The sequence below is a fragment of the Pseudomonas atacamensis genome, assembly GCF_017167965.1.
Taxonomy (GTDB): Bacteria; Pseudomonadota; Gammaproteobacteria; order Pseudomonadales; family Pseudomonadaceae; genus Aquipseudomonas; species Aquipseudomonas atacamensis.
In genome coordinates, this window is sequence record NZ_CP070503.1 from 492,801 (window position 1) to 507,930 (window position 15,130).

Sequence of the window (15,130 nt, forward strand, 5' to 3'; positions counted from 1 at the left end):
GAGCAGGCTCGCTCCCACAGGGATCCGCATTCCAGGGTGGGAGCGAGCCTGCTCGCGAATGAGTCAGCGCTACAAATTTTCAGCCAACGCCTCAACCTGCTCCTGCCTTTCCGCCTGATTCAACTTCGCCTGCGGATTGAGCGACGACCACTGCGGATGCGCGCGCGCCTTGTTCAGCGCTTCCGGCAACTTGCCTTCGCGCCAGGTTTTATCCACAGGCGTGGCCACCTGAATGCTGTCCATCGCCGCATGCCCGCGCTGATCGAGCGCCAGCAACAACTGGCGCTGGCGCAACGCCAACAGGCGCAGCACGGCGTCATCCACCGTCAATTCCCGCTGGCCTTTGATCTTGCCGAGCAAGCGGCTGCCATAACTGCGCGCCGTTTGCACTGCGCCACCGGCAATCGCGCCGGCCAGTGCTGCTGCGCCGAGGGTAATCCCGCCGACCAGCAAATCCACGCCAGCCCCGGCCGCCGCACCGGCAGCAATGCCGCCGCCGACGCGCACGCCGAGTTGTTTCAGGGTTTCCGGGTTGAACAGATCATCGCCCCAGCGCCCGTCGAGCAACGGCAAGTCACTGGCCGCCGCGTCCTGCGGGCGAAACGCGTAGAGCTTGAGCAACGCCTCAACGCACTTCTGCTCACGCTGGCGCACGGCTTTGCGCAGCTCGCTGATCGCCTGCTGTTCCTGCTCGGCTTCGCTGACCACACTGCGCCGGCACGCAGCGCAGTCGATCAGCAATTCGGCAATCAGGCGTGCGGCGCTTTGCTGACGGGCGAGGCGCTGCGCCTGCTGGTCGGCGATCAACCGCTCCAGTTGCGGCCGGGCGTTTTCCAATAGCAGGGCGAGGCTCTCGTACAAGCGCCGCTCGCCATCCTCGGGCGGTGCGACGCTGTCGAAACGTACGAGCGCATGCAGCCCCAACCGCGCCAGCGCTTCGCGCCAATCGGGTTCGCGATGGTTGGCGCTGCTGACGAAATTCAGCACCGGCAGCAGCGGTTTGCCACAACTGGCGAGCACTTCCAGCTCGTCGCGATACTTGGCCAGCACCGGTTCTCGGGCGTCGATCACATACAGGCCAGCGTCGGAGGCGAGCAACTGCCGCAGTACCTTGGCCTCCTGCTCGAAACGCTGGCGCGCCTCGCTGCCGTCGAGAAACCGCGCCAGTCGTGCCGGGCCGTCGAGGCGTTCGCCGGGGCGTTCCAGACGCTCGAGAAAATCCAGCAGGGCGATCGCATCTTCCAGCCCCGGCGTGTCGTACAGATCGAGCAACGGCTCGCCGTCCACCGACAACCGCGCGCCTTCGACATGCCGGGTGGTACTCGGCCGATGCGAGACTTCGCCGAAGCCGACATCGCGGGTCAGCGTGCGCAGCAGCGAGGTCTTGCCGACGTTGGTGTGGCCGACCACCGCGAGTTTCAGCGGGGCCTTGCGTGCATCAGTCATGTCCGCTCTCCAGCCAGTTCATCGGCGCGCAATCGGCAAACGGCAGGTCCAGTTGTTGCAGCGCCGCGTGCCAGTCACCCAGACGTTGCCCGTCCAGCGCTTCGCCAGGCGGCGCTTGCAGCAGCCAGATGCGAGTGGCGCCGGCGTTGCGCGCGAGTTCGGCGATCAGCGCGAGGCTGCCGCGATCCGGCGAGCGTCGCGGATCGCAGGCGATGGCCAGCCGCGCCGGCGGGAAGCGACTGAGTTGTTCGAGCAGTTTGTGCCGCGATTCGCGACTATCGAGGATGCCCGCGTTGCTGACGTTTTTCGGCAGCGCGGGTGGCCACGGACGCTGTTCGTCCAACTCGATCGCCACCAGCAGCGCGCCTTCACTGGCCAGTTCGCCGACGTTGCTTTCGACGCGATGCAGTTGCGCCGGCTCCGGGTCGTTGACGCCGAGGCGCTCGCTGGTTGGCATCAACCGTTCGCGCAGTTGCGCGTAGCCGGGCAGATTCAGATCCAGGCGCAGCGCGGCTTTGCCGCGGTTCCAGCGCCACAGGCAGAACAGCGCGAGCAGCAGGCGCGGCAGCACGCCGTAGACCACCAGCACACCGACCAGCCACGTCGCCCAGGTCAGTCGCGCGCTTTCAATATCCAGTGCGCCATCGCCGCTGGCGCGGATCATTTCCTCGGTCGGCACGTTGAAGCCGAGCAGCGACGGCAGATAGCCGAGAACCTGGGTGACGTGGATGAAAGTGTCGGCGCCGAGGATCGTGGTTTCCCAGACAAAGCCGTAGCGCCGCGTGGCCATCAGCGTCAGCAACAGAATCAGCGCGCTGAGCATCGCCAGCAGCCACAGGCCATTAACCAACGCGCCGAGTGCCCAGCGATTGAGTTTTTTGCGTTGCAGCAGCAACAGCAAGGCCGGCGCCAGTTGCGCGGCTTTGGCGTCGCGGGCGAATTTTTCGCTGAGCCACAGCCACAAGCGCCCGAGGGTGGCGCCGTGTTCGCCAGCGAAAATCAAGCCCAGCGCCCAACTCAGCAGCAAAATCAGATTGATCCCGAGCAGACTGCCCAGCGCCCAGAACACATTCACCGGCGTCTGGCCGAGTGCTGCGAATGCCAGACCAGCGCCGCTGAGCACGGCGAAAATCATCAACAGCACCAGCGCCAGGCGCGCGCCTTGCAGCCAGTGCTTGAGCGCGGCTGTCAGCCCGTCGCGCTCGGCCAGCCATAGCGCCCGGCGCGCAATGCGGCTCGGCAGATCGCCGCCAGCGGCGCGGGCCAGACGATTGGCTTCCAGGTCATCCAGCGGCCCCGCGTGTTCTTCGCGCAGGCGGATGGTTTCGGTGAGCCAGAGGTTTTGCAGTGGAGTCAGTTCAGTCACGCGGCGTCCCGTCGCTAAATCGAGCGCTGAGCATAACCGCTGTGGCGCTTATCGGGGTAAGCGCGGCTCTGGTATCCTCGCCGGCATGACTAAATCACTGCCCCTAAGCCTGATCGCAGCCCTCGGTGAAAACCGCGTGATCGGCGTCGACAACAGCATGCCCTGGCACCTGCCGGGGGACTTCAAATACTTCAAGGCGACCACGCTCGGCAAGCCGATCATCATGGGCCGAAAGACCTGGGATTCGCTCGGCCGGCCGTTGCCGGGGCGCTTGAACATCGTGGTCAGCCGTCAGTCCGATCTGCAGCTCGAAGGCGCCGAGGTCTATCCGTCGCTGGAAGCCGCCGTGGCCCGCGCCGAGGAATGGGCGAAAGCCCAGGGCGTTGATGAGCTGATGCTGATTGGCGGCGCGCAGTTGTATGCGCAGGGACTGGCGCATGCCGATCGGCTGTACCTGACCCGCGTGGCGCTGAGCCCGGAAGGGGATGCGTGGTTTCCGGAGTTTGATCTGAGCGAATGGAAGCTGGTGTCGAATGTTGAAAACCCGGCGGTTGAAGATAAACCCGCGTACAACTTCGAAGTCTGGGAGAAAAAGCAGATTTAAGCTTCAAGCTGCAAGCTGCAAGTAAAAGCTGATTGGCTCTTGGCTTGCAGCTTGCAGCTTGCAGCTTGCAGCTTGCAGCTTGCAGCTTCAGCTGACTAGCTGGGCGTGTTCATCGGCATCCAGCAGCGCTTTATCCGTCTGCTGCATGACCTGACTGGTAATCGCCCCGGCGGTAATCGAGCCACTCACGTTCAACGCGGTGCGGCCCATATCGATCAGCGGTTCGACCGAAATCAGCAACGCCACCAGTGACACCGGCAAGCCCATCGCCGGCAGCACGATCAGGGCGGCGAACGTTGCGCCGCCGCCAACTCCGGCGACACCGGCCGAACTCAACGTGACAATCGCCACCAGCGTCGCGATCCACAACGGATCCAGCGGGTTGATGCCGACCGTTGGTGCGACCATCACGGCCAACATCGCCGGGTACAGGCCGGCACACCCGTTCTGGCCGATGGTCGCACCGAACGAGGCAGCGAAACTGGCGACCGACGACGGAATGCCCAGACGACGGGTCTGCGCTTCAATGCTCAGCGGGATGGTCGCCGCGCTGGAGCGGCTGGTGAAGGCAAACGTCAGCACCGGCCAGATCTTGCGGAAGAAGCGCAGCGGGTTGATCCCGGCGGCCGACACCAGCACGCCGTGCACAACGAACATCAGGCCCAGGCCGATATACGAGACCACGACGAAACTGCCGAGCTTGATGATGTCCTGCAGGTTGGAACCGGCGACCACTTTGGTCATCAGCGCCAGCACGCCGTAGGGGGTCAGCTTCATCACCAGACGCACTAGACGCATCACCCAGGCTTGCAGGGTGTCGATGGCGTTGATCACTTTCTGACCTTTTTGCACGTCATCCTTGAGCAACTGCAACGCAGCAACCCCAAGGAACGCGGCGAAGATCACTACGCTGATGATCGAGGTCGGCTTGGCCCGGGCCAGGTCGGCGAACGGGTTCTGCGGAATGAACGACAGCAGCAATTGCGGCACATTCAGGTCGGCAACCTTGCCGGCGTAGTCGTTCTGAATGGTTTGCAGGCGCGCCATTTCCTGGGTGCCGGCGACCAGACCTTCAGCGCTGAGGCCGAACAGGTTGGTCAGGCCGATGCCGATCAACGCCGCGATGGCGGTGGTGAACAGCAGCGTGCCGATGGTCAGGAAACTGATTTTGCCCAGCGACGAAGCGTTGTGCAGGCGTGCCACGGCGCTGAGGATCGAAGCAAACACCAGCGGGATCACGATCATCTGCAGCAACTGCACGTAACCGTTGCCGACCAGATCGAACCAGCCGATCGAGGCTTTCAGCACCGGATTGCCGGCACCGTAGATCGTGTGCAGGGCAACGCCGAACGCCACGCCGAGGACCAGTGCAAGCAGGACTTTTTTCGCCAGGCTCCAAGTGGTGTGGCGGGTTTGCGCCAGACCGAAGAGCAAGGCGAGGAACACCAGCAGGTTGAGAATCAGCGGTAGATTCATGAGGACTCCAGTAAAGACTGTGCCAACAGCCATCCGGGGCTGCTGTGAACCGGAAAGCCTAACAGCTTGATTTGCAATGATTTAATACCGAAATGGCAGGGCGTCCGTCGTTTTTGGAATAAGCGCGTGTCGCTGTCGGCAATGCAACTGACGCGCAGGGGACGCAAGCGGTCGCTGACAGGCGAGGGTTGTCACACTGATTTGTTAGCGTCGAACTCTTTGCATCGGGGAGTAGCGCTATGAAAATTGCACGCACGTTGTTGGCTGTAGCACTGGCGGCTGGCCTCGCCGGCCAGGCATTGGCCACGGATCTCAAGCATTGGCCGGCAGATCAGGCCAAGGCGCTGGACGCGATGATCGCTGCCAACGCCAACAAGGGTAATTACGCGGTGTTCGACATGGACAACACCAGTTACCGCTACGACCTTGAAGAATCCTTGCTGCCGTTCATGGAAAACAAGGGCCTGATCACCCGCGACAAGCTCGACCCCTCGCTGAAACTGATGCCCTTCAAGGACACCGCCGAGCACAAGGAAAGCCTGTTCAGTTATTACTACCGGCTCTGCGAAGTCGACGACATGGTCTGCTACCCATGGGTGGCGCAGGTGTTCTCCGGCTTCACCCTCAAGGAGCTCAAGGGCTACGTTGATGAGTTGATGGCTTCGGGCAAACCGGTGCCGGCGACGTATTACGAAGGCGATGTGGTGAAGAAGCTCGACGTCAATCCGCCGAAGATCTTCACCGGCCAGCAGGAGCTCTATAACAAACTGATGGAGAACGGCATCGAGGTCTACGTGATGACCGCCGCTTCAGAGGAACTGGTGCGTATGGTCGCGGCGGATCCCAAGTATGGCTACAACGTCAAACCGCAGAACGTCATTGGCGTTTCACTGCTGCTCAAGGATCAGAAGACCGGCGAGCTGACCACCGCGCGCAAACAGATCACTGCCGGCAAATATGACGAGAAGGCCAACCTCGGCCTGGAGCTGACGCCGTACCTGTGGACCCCGGCAACGTGGATGGCCGGCAAGCACGCGGCGATCCTCACCTACATCGATGAATGGAAAAAACCGGTACTGGTCGGCGGCGATACCCCGACGAGCGACGGTTACATGCTGTTCCATGATGTCGACGTGGCCAAGGGCGGCATTCACTTGTGGATCAACCGCAAGGACAAGTACATGACGCAAATCAACGGCATGATGGCCAAGCACGCAGCGGCGCAGGCCAAGGAAGGCTTGCCGGTGACAGCGGACAAGAACTGGGTGATCGTCAAGCCGGAAGAAATTCAATAAAAGCAGCTGCAAGCTACAAGCTACAAGCGGCAAGAAAAAGCAACTTGGCTCTTGCTTGAAGCTTGCAGCTTGAAGCTTTTGATCGTTCCCACGCAGAGCGTGGGAACGATCACCTTTGCTTGCAGCTTGCAGCTTGCAGCTTGCAGCTTGCAGCTGTAGCTGTAGCTGCCTCAAATCCCGTCGAGCATCGCTTTGTTACGCACAGCGCCCTTGTCGGCACTGGTCGCCAGCAGGGCGTAGGCCTTGAGCGCGGTGGTTACTTTGCGTGGGCGCACTTCAACCGGTTTCCAGCCTTTCCTGTCCTGCTCGGCGCGGCGTGCCGCCAGTTCTTCGTCGCTGACCAACAGATTGATCGAGCGGTTCGGAATGTCGATCAGCACCTTGTCGCCATCCTGCACCAGACCGATCGCGCCACCGGCCGCAGCCTCTGGCGAAGCGTGACCGATCGACAGGCCGGAAGTGCCGCCGGAGAAACGCCCGTCGGTGAGCAGCGCGCAGGCTTTGCCCAGACCTTTGGATTTCAGGTAGGACGTCGGGTAGAGCATTTCCTGCATGCCCGGGCCGCCTTTCGGGCCTTCGTAGCGAATGATGACGATGTCGCCTTCCTTCACTTCGTCAGCGAGGATGCCGCGCACGGCGCTGTCCTGGCTTTCGAAAATCTTCGCGTTGCCTTCGAAGACGTGGATCGACTCATCGACCCCGGCGGTTTTCACCACGCAACCGTCCTGCGCGATGTTGCCGTACAGCACGGCGAGGCCGCCTTCTTTCGAATAGGCGTGCTCGAAGCTGCGGATGCAGCCGTTTTCACGGTCGTCGTCGAGGGTTTCCCAGCGGGTCGACTGGCTGAATGCGGTCTGGGTCGGAATGCCCGCAGGACCTGCCTTGAAGAAGTGATGCACGGCTTCGTCGCTGGTCTGGGTGATGTCCCACTTGGCGATGGCTTCTTCCATGCTGCGGCTGTGCACGGTCGGCAGGTCGGTGTGCAGCAGGCCGCCACGGGCCAGCGAACCGAGGATGCTGAAAATGCCGCCGGCGCGGTGCACGTCTTCCATGTGGTACTTCTGGATGTTCGGTGCGACTTTGCACAGCTGCGGCACGCTGCGCGAGAGACGGTCGATGTCGCGCAGGTCGAAATCGATCTCGGCTTCCTGGGCAGCTGCGAGCAAGTGCAGGATGGTGTTGGTCGAACCGCCCATGGCGATGTCGAGCATCATCGCGTTCTCGAACGCCTTGAAGTTGGCGATGTTGCGCGGCAGCACGGAGTCATCGTTCTCGCCGTAGTAACGCTTGCACAGCTCGACGATGGTGCGACCGGCCTGGAGGAACAGCTGTTCGCGGTCGCTGTGGGTGGCCAGAGTAGAACCGTTGCCCGGCAACGCCAGACCCAGTGCTTCGGTCAGGCAGTTCATCGAGTTGGCGGTGAACATGCCGGAGCACGAACCGCAGGTCGGGCACGCGCTACGCTCGTACTCGGCGACTTTCTCGTCAGAAGCGCTGGAGTCGGCGGCGATCACCATGGCGTCGACGAGGTCGAGGCCGTGGGAAGCGAGTTTGGTCTTGCCGGCTTCCATCGGGCCACCGGAAACGAAGATCACCGGGATGTTCAGGCGCAGTGCGGCCATCAGCATGCCCGGGGTGATCTTGTCGCAGTTGGAAATGCACACGATGGCGTCGGCGCAGTGGGCGTTGACCATGTACTCGACGGAGTCGGCGATGATCTCGCGGCTCGGCAGCGAATACAGCATGCCGTCGTGGCCCATGGCGATGCCGTCATCGACAGCAATGGTGTTGAATTCCTTGGCCACGCCACCGGCGCGTTCGATTTCGCGGGCGACCAGTTGACCCAGGTCCTTCAGGTGCACATGCCCCGGGACGAACTGGGTGAACGAGTTGGCGATGGCAATGATCGGCTTCTTGAAGTCGTCATCTTTCATGCCGGTGGCGCGCCACAGTGCGCGGGCGCCGGCCATGTTGCGGCCGTGGGTGGATGTTTTCGAGCGGTAATCTGGCATGGAGCACTCCGGGCGGCTAATCACGTACTAAAGGGGAGTGAGCTTCTGTTGACCTCTGAAACACCCGAAAAATGGCCGTGTGTCCGGAAGCTGCCGATGACGTTGCGGGATCGCCGCTGGTCTCAGCCTGAGCTCATAAACCCGCCGGGGATGAATGGCGATGAATGAGGCGATTCTACACCGCTGGCGTCGCGAGGGAATGGCGCAAAGCGTTGTTCCCCCGTTGAAGAGGCACGCGGGATGACGACTGGCAGGATCAGTGGTCGCCTCCCGGCATCACCGGATTGCTGCGCAGGTTGCTGACGCGACGGCCAATCACGCTGTTGAGCAACAGCGATACGCCGCTCAGCACCACGAAGCCGTAACCCAGTGTCGCTTGCAGGTTGGCCGGGCCGAGGCTGATCAAGGCGCTGACCAGCCCGCCACAGATAAAGATGATGGTGCTGCCGGCGGACGCCGATGCGCCGGCATTTTCGGCGAACAGGCTCATGGCACGTGAGGTGGCCGGTGGTCTTGAAATGGTCGTGCCCACCGTGCAGATCAGCATCGGAATCAGCACCGTCGCCGCTGACAGATCATGATTGGCCGCCAGATAGAGCATCACCAGCCCCGAGAGCAGGATCAGACTCAGCCCGGTGAAAATCTGCTGTTGCGCATTGATATGCCGATTCATCACGCTGGCGAACAGGCCGCCAAAGACATAGGCGGCGCCGTAGATCAGCAGGATCAAGGCAAAATCGTAAGGTGCCATCTGCAGCTGCTCCATGAAGATCAGCGGGGAAATGACGATGAAGGAAAAGTGGCAGGCGAAAGCGAATGCGGAAATCAGCCAGCAGCCGACAAATTCGAAATTGCCCAGGACGCGCTGATAGGACTGGATGAAGCCAAGGCGGCTGGGATCATGAGGAGGACGGCTGTTATCGAGCAATCGCCAGGTCTTGATCAGAACTGCTGCGGCCAGGGCGATGAAGACCCAGAAGCTGCCGCGCCAGCCGAGCGTGGCCTGCAGAAACGTGCCCGCCAATGGTGATACCGAAATGAAGATGCCCGTGGCGGTGACCATCAGGATCCGCAGGCGATCACGCTCGTTGCCTTCGAACAGATCCTGCACCAGTGCCTGGGACAGCACGAAGCAACCGCATCCCAGCGCCTGCATCACCCGGAATACCAGGAACAGCGTGTAGTCATTGCTCAGCACGCAGCCCAGTGCGCCGAGCAGGGACACGCTCATGCCCGCGAGCAGCAGACCTTTGCGCCCGATCACATCGGACAACGGGCCGATCAATAACTGAGCAAATGCGATGCCCACGGCAAACAGACTGATCGACAGCGCGATGTCGTTTGCCGATCGGCCAAAGTGGGCTGCCAATGCCGGAAAGGAAGGCAGCAGCACATCCAGCGGAAACACGCCTAGCAGGATCATCGCCAGCAGCAGGCTGATTGCTCCGCGCTGTTGTCGGCGGGTGGTTGCACGGCTGTGTTTATCCATCGATCAATCCTGCTTTGGCGAAGAGTGTCTGGTTATGGGGCAATGCAAAGAAGCCGGCCTTGTGCAGGGCCTCCACGGTAGGTTTGCAGCCAGCGCGTGCACGAGCGCGGTTGGCCTGCACCGTTACCGTGCTGCCGACAATCTCCATCACGTCGATCTCGGCAATACCGGCCGAACGCAGGCTTTGTTGCAGCCAGCTTTCATCTGCTTCGAAGAAAATGGAAATGATCTCCACGAGGGTCTTGCTGGCGAACAGGCGCTGACGACTGTTCATCGCAATCCAGAAGTAATGGAAGGCTTCGGCGAAATAACGGCTGTGCCGGGCTTCGTCGGCAAGGTGATCACGCAGCATGTCGTTCACGCTGGACACCAGCGTGTCGCGACAGACCTCCAGCAACTCGCGGGCAATGATCGTTTCCGAGACAAATCCCAGCAGGAACCAGGCCAGAGCGCGGTTTTTCTCCGGCGTGCGCGCGATCAAAGCGTTCATGCGGCTGATCCGCTTCGGAATGACCGGACGCCGGGTGATGCTGTAATACGCAGCGATCTGCTCGGCAATCTGGTTGGAAAACAGCGCGTGGTAGCCCTCGTCGGTATACAGCTGCAGTGCCGCATGTTTCATCGGCAGCGGTATGTAGATGGGCAGTTCGCGGTGCGCGATGACTTCCACCGCGCGGTTGACGATGCGGTGTTCGAGCAGGGTGGTGTAATCGAGGAAATACACCAGATGATTGGCGGTAAGGCGGTGCAGGGTTTCGCGACCCTTGGCCTGGATGGCCGGATGCGCCAGATAGGGCACGAAGGCCGGGGGCAACCAGTAGCGGGTTTGCAATTGCTGCTCGACATCCCCCGGTAACCGGTAGTCATGGGTACTGCTGCGTACCGATGCACGGCTCTCCCAGTCTGGAAGCGTGAATTTCAGCGACCATGACACCGGGGCTTCGCTCTCGTCCATCGCCGTGGGAATCATGACTGTGCTCCGCTGAGCAGATCACGCATTTCCTGGCACATGGTGTAACCATCGCTTTCGCCGCAACCGACAAAGAACAACGGTTGCTCGGCGCTGCCCGCGATGCCGAGCAGGGTTTCAACCTGTGCGTCGGCAAATGCGCCGGTCAGCCAGGTGTTCAGCCCCAGCGTTGTTGCTACCAGTTGAAAGGTTTGCGAGAGATGACCGGCCTCGATGAATGCCATGCGATAGGCGCGCGAGTGTTCGTACTTCCACCAGAGACGATCAAACCTGGCGGTGATGAACACGCCCAGCGGCAGGTTGTTGATGAAGTGCTGGCCGCCGAGCAATTGGCCCAGTTCCGGATCCGGCAGCGCATTGATCCGACTCAGAGCGTGTTCGGCAGGGTGGTAGGCGTAGATGCCGGGTTCCAGCCCGCTGACATTTTGCGCCAGGACAAATCCCTCACAGGCGTTCAATCCGCCGCCGGACGGGCAGCTCCGGCGGGCCTCGAGACCCCGCGCGACCGGATCGGCGTGGGCATCATCGCGCGGGGGAAGATAGCCGAGGGTCAGATACAGCAGCGTGCCGACCTCGTTCAGTGTCACCGCCGCACCGGTGTAGGAACGACAGGTTTTGCGCCTCATCAGGGCCTGAGTCAGGCTGTCATCATTAATGGCGCCCGGTACGGGCAGGGTAATCAAGGGCTGCACTGATCGCGGCGCCGGGGTGTTCGCAGGTTCCGGCTTTGCCAGCACTTCGCTGCAGTGCGCCAGATATTGCCTGGACCACTCGTGAATATTCCGAGGCGTATGTGCGCAAGGTATATTTTGTGTGCCGATGTGATAAATCTTCGATAGTTCATCCCAGCCCCAATCCGGGCTGTCTATTTTTGAAGTTGTTAGAATGCCTGCGTCCAGAATTTGTCTGTCTATTATGTTGTTCGGGTCAAATATATCAGGGTTGTGTATAAGGCTGGCGAGGCGGTGGGAGTATTCAAGATCAAGTTCGTGTTGAGTATGGTTCTTGTAGTTCCAGACTACTTGTCCGGGCGGGCGCGGCAATATAAAAAGAAAAGGATTGATATACATGGGTTCAGATCACTCAGGAAAAGTCTGATGGACGCCAGAGTGCCGGCACTCTCCAGCGTCCAGGCTACTTAGCGGCCGGTGGCTGCAACCAGAAAGGCCAGGTTGGCGAGTTTGTCTGTTTCGAGATAAATGGTTTTCATGATGTGAACTCCTTGTTCGTTGGTAGTTGGAGTCGCTTCGTTGCGACAACTTCATATTAGTTTGTAATCGAATATTGGCAAGCGGATATTAAGTAGGAATATTCCAGTAATTTTGTCGGAGTGATCTTTTGCAGGAGGCTTACTGTGTAGGTTTAATTTCCATGATTTACAGGCATGACGAAACTTCCTGCAAGGCAGCGAGAAATAAGTTGTAGGAAGAGAGCAGGGCACTCATGTCGAGTGTGAAAAAAACGGGCGGAGGAGGCGCAAAAAAAAACGGGGAGCTCAGTGGCTCCCCGGTGTTCAAGCGCAATCAGCTGTTGGGCAGCAGACGGCAGGTGATGCTTTTGATGTAGCGGGTTTCAGCGATGGCCGGATGCACCGGATGATCCGGACCCTGACCGCCACGTTCGAGCATCTGGATGTTGCGGTCCAGATGACGGGCGCTGGTCAGCAGGATGTTCTGCAGATCGTCTTCCGGCAGGTGCATGGAGCACGAAGCACTGACCAGAATGCCGTCCTTGGTCAGCAGGCGCATGGCTTGCTCGTTGAGACGACGGTAGGCGCCTTCGCCGTTCTTCATGTCTTTCTTGCGTTTGATGAAGGCCGGCGGATCGGCAACGATCACGTCGAAGCGCTCTTCGCTGGCTTTCAGTTCCTTCAGCGCTTCAAAGACGTCGCCTTCGATGCAGGTCATCTTGTCAGCGAAGCCGTTCAGTGCAGCGTTGCGCTCGACACCGTCGAGGGCGAATGCAGAGGCGTCGACGCAGAACACTTCGCTGGCGCCGAACGCAGCGGCCTGCACGCCCCAGCCACCGATGTAGCTATAGAGATCAAGTACGCGTTTGCCCTTGGCGTAAGGTGCCAGGCGCGCGCGGTTCATGCGGTGATCGTAGAACCAGCCGGTTTTCTGCCCTTGAATGACCGGCGCTTCGAACTTGACGCCGTTTTCTTCCAGCGCGACCCATTCCGGCACCAGACCGAATACGGTTTCGACGTAGCGGTTGAGGCCTTCGGCGTCGCGGGCGGCGGAATCGTTCTTGAACAGGATGCCGCTTGGCTTGAGCACCTGGGTCAACGCGGCGATCACGTCGTCTTTGTGCGCTTCCATGGTCGCCGAGGCGATCTGCACCACGAGGATGTCGCCGAAACGATCGACCACCAGACCCGGCAGCAGGTCGGAGTCGCCGTAGACCAGACGATAGAACGGCTTGTCGAACAGACGCTCGCGCAACGACAGGGCGACGTTCAGGCGATGCACCAGCAGCGACTTGTCGAGGGCCAGTTTGATGTCGCGCGACAGCAGGCGCGCGCAGATCAGGTTGTTCGGGCTCATGGCGACGATGCCCAGCGGCTTGCCGCCAGCGGCTTCGAGCACCGCCTGATCGCCGGCCTTGAAGCCGTGCAGAGGCGTGGCGGCCACGTCGATTTCGTTGCTGTAGACCCACAAGTGGCCGTTGCGCAGGCGACGGTCGGCGTTGGCTTTGAGGCGCAGGCTAGGCAGGGACATGACGTCGCTCCGGAAAAAAGAGCGGGAGTATAGCGTGTTGACGCGTGCTCCGGTCTGGCCTGCGATGAAAAGCGGAGGGCCCCTTCGCGAGCAGGCTCGCTCCCACACTTGGAATGCATTCACCTGTGGGAGCGAGCCTGCTCGCGAAAGCGATTTCAGCTCTTATGCAGCCAGTGCGTCAATCAGGGCCTGACTGAACGCCGGCACATCATCCGGCTGGCGGCTGCTGATCAGGTTGCCGTCCTTGACCACTTCCTGGTCGACCCAGTTGACCCCGGCATTGACCAGATCGTCCTTGACCGTTTTGTAGCTGGTCATGGTCTTGCCATTGACCAGTCCTGCCGAGATCAGCAACCAGCTGCCGTGGCAGATCACGGCAATCGGCTTGCCCGCCGAAGCGGCAGTCTTGACCAGATGCTGAGCATCCTGATCGATACGGATGGTGTCGGAATTTTGCACACCACCCGGCAGCAGCACGGCATCGTATTGATCGACGCTCACAGCCTGGAAAGTGTTGGTGACGGGGAAGTCGTCGGCCGGTTTGTCATGGTTCCAGCCTTTGACGGTGCCGGACTCGGCCGAGAGGATATCGACCTGCACGCCGGCCTGCTCGAGGGCATCCTTGGGGCCGGTCATTTCGACCTGTTCGAAACCATCGGTAACCAAAATAGCGACGCGTTTGCCATTGAGGGAAGTTGCCATCGGTAAGCTCCTGAGTCTGTGGAGATTTTGCCTTCGCATCGGACCGTTGAGGTCCGATGCGCCCTACAGATTCCGAAGCCTGGGCACAGATGAAAGTTCCGGCGATGTGCCCATCGGTGTGTCGCCCTGCGGTTTCAGCGGTTAGAATCGCCGCCTGCCCCGGAGTGTGTACTTATGTCCCAAGAGCTGACCACCGAACAGATTCAACAATCGCTGCAAGGCATCAGTGTGCCGGCGCAACCGCAGATCATGGTGGATCTGCAAATGGAGCAGTACATGCCCGACCCGGACCTGGAGGTGATCGCCAAACTGATCTCCCAGGACCCCGGTCTGTCCGGCGCGCTGCTGAAAATCGTCAACTCGCCGTATTACGGCCTGAGCAACAAGATCACCTCGATCCAGCGTGCGGTGAACCTGTTGGGCAGCCGCTCGATCATCAACCTGATCAACGCGCAGTCGATCAAGGGCGAGATGAACGATGACACCATCGTCACCCTCAACCGTTTCTGGGACACCGCGCAGGATGTGGCGATGACCTGCCTGACTCTGGCCAAGCGCATCGGCACCCAGGCCGGTGACGAAGCCTATGCGTTAGGGCTGTTCCACGATTGCGGCGTACCGTTGATGCTGCAGCGTTTCCCCAATTACATGACCGTGCTGGAAGAGGCCTACGCCAGCGCCAGCCCGGAATGCCGCGTGGTCGATACGGAAAACCGTGTGTTCAACACCAACCACGCCGTGGTCGGTTACTACACGGCCAAGTCCTGGCGCCTGCCGGAGCATGTCAGCGCCGCCATCGCCAACCACCACAACGCGCTGGCGATTTTCAGCGACGAATCGTCGAAGAACAGCCAGCTGAAAAACTTGCTGGCGATACTGAAAATGGCCGAGCACATCTGCGCCTCGTATCGGGTGCTGGGCAACCAGAGCGAAGATTTCGAGTGGAACGCGGTCGGCCCGCTGGTGCTCGATTACGTCGGTCTGTCGGACTACGACTTCGAAACACTCAAACAAACGATTCGCGACCTCGGCGCGCATTGATCCGAGGAC

At 60.7% G+C, this 15,130-nt stretch carries 12 protein-coding genes; 3 read left to right on the forward strand and 9 right to left on the reverse strand.

The genetic code is table 11. The features are described from left to right. Positions 1-69 precede the first annotated feature (69 nt). Both JWU58_RS02260 and JWU58_RS02265 read right to left on the reverse strand, forming a co-directional pair. Complete coding sequence (locus tag JWU58_RS02260) at positions 70-1,446, reverse strand: GTPase/DUF3482 domain-containing protein (protein WP_206421428.1); 1,377 nt, start codon at positions 1,444-1,446, stop codon at positions 70-72. Beyond that, positions 1,439-2,812 (reverse strand): DUF2868 domain-containing protein, encoded by a 1,374-nt coding sequence (locus JWU58_RS02265; RefSeq protein WP_206421429.1) that lies wholly within the window; start codon positions 2,810-2,812, stop codon positions 1,439-1,441. Before JWU58_RS02265 ends, JWU58_RS02260 begins: the two co-directional genes overlap by 8 nt. 85 nt (positions 2,813-2,897) lie before the next feature. On the opposite strand from JWU58_RS02265, the gene JWU58_RS02270 reads away from it, so the two are divergent. After that, positions 2,898-3,416, forward strand: a complete 519-nt coding sequence (locus JWU58_RS02270; protein ID WP_206421430.1) for a dihydrofolate reductase — start codon at positions 2,898-2,900, stop codon at positions 3,414-3,416. Between the two features lie 87 nt (positions 3,417-3,503). On the opposite strand, the gene JWU58_RS02275 is transcribed toward JWU58_RS02270, so the two are convergent. Further along, entirely contained in the window at positions 3,504-4,892 is a 1,389-nt protein-coding gene (locus JWU58_RS02275; protein WP_206421431.1) for an L-cystine transporter, read from the reverse strand. A 239-nt stretch (positions 4,893-5,131) separates the two neighbouring features. Here JWU58_RS02275 and JWU58_RS02280 point away from each other — a divergent pair, with 239 nt between their 5' ends. Then, entirely contained in the window at positions 5,132-6,187 is a 1,056-nt protein-coding gene (locus JWU58_RS02280) for an HAD family hydrolase (RefSeq protein ID WP_024014685.1), read from the forward strand. Positions 6,188-6,357: 170 nt separating this feature from the next. Here JWU58_RS02280 and ilvD read toward each other — a convergent pair whose 3' ends face one another. The 6 genes from ilvD to JWU58_RS02310 form a co-directional block, all read right to left on the reverse strand. Next, positions 6,358-8,199, reverse strand: coding sequence for a dihydroxy-acid dehydratase (gene ilvD, locus JWU58_RS02285; RefSeq protein ID WP_206421432.1), 1,842 nt, complete (start codon positions 8,197-8,199; stop codon positions 6,358-6,360). 256 nt (positions 8,200-8,455) lie between these two features. Continuing rightward, complete coding sequence (locus tag JWU58_RS02290; RefSeq protein WP_024014683.1) at positions 8,456-9,688, reverse strand: MFS transporter; 1,233 nt, start codon at positions 9,686-9,688, stop codon at positions 8,456-8,458. Beyond that, positions 9,681-10,658, reverse strand: coding sequence for a diiron oxygenase (locus JWU58_RS02295; protein WP_024014682.1), 978 nt, complete (start codon positions 10,656-10,658; stop codon positions 9,681-9,683). The genes JWU58_RS02290 and JWU58_RS02295 overlap by 8 nt, the downstream gene beginning before the upstream one ends. Continuing rightward, on the reverse strand, positions 10,655-11,728 hold the full coding sequence (locus JWU58_RS02300) for a SagB family peptide dehydrogenase (RefSeq protein ID WP_206421433.1): 1,074 nt from the start codon (positions 11,726-11,728) through the stop codon (positions 10,655-10,657). The genes JWU58_RS02295 and JWU58_RS02300 overlap by 4 nt, the downstream gene beginning before the upstream one ends. Positions 11,729-12,181: 453 nt before the next feature. Next, the gene (locus JWU58_RS02305) at positions 12,182-13,378 is read right to left on the reverse strand and encodes a class I SAM-dependent rRNA methyltransferase (RefSeq protein ID WP_016772700.1); all 1,197 of its coding nucleotides are present in this window, start codon (positions 13,376-13,378) and stop codon (positions 12,182-12,184) included. A 162-nt stretch (positions 13,379-13,540) separates the two neighbouring features. Then, a complete protein-coding gene (locus tag JWU58_RS02310; protein WP_125916698.1) occupies positions 13,541-14,080 on the reverse strand; it encodes a type 1 glutamine amidotransferase domain-containing protein in 540 nt (179 codons plus the stop codon). A 228-nt stretch (positions 14,081-14,308) separates the two neighbouring features. On the opposite strand from JWU58_RS02310, the gene JWU58_RS02315 reads away from it, so the two are divergent. Further along, complete coding sequence (locus tag JWU58_RS02315; RefSeq protein ID WP_161984078.1) at positions 14,309-15,121, forward strand: HDOD domain-containing protein; 813 nt, start codon at positions 14,309-14,311, stop codon at positions 15,119-15,121. Positions 15,122-15,130 lie beyond the last annotated feature (9 nt).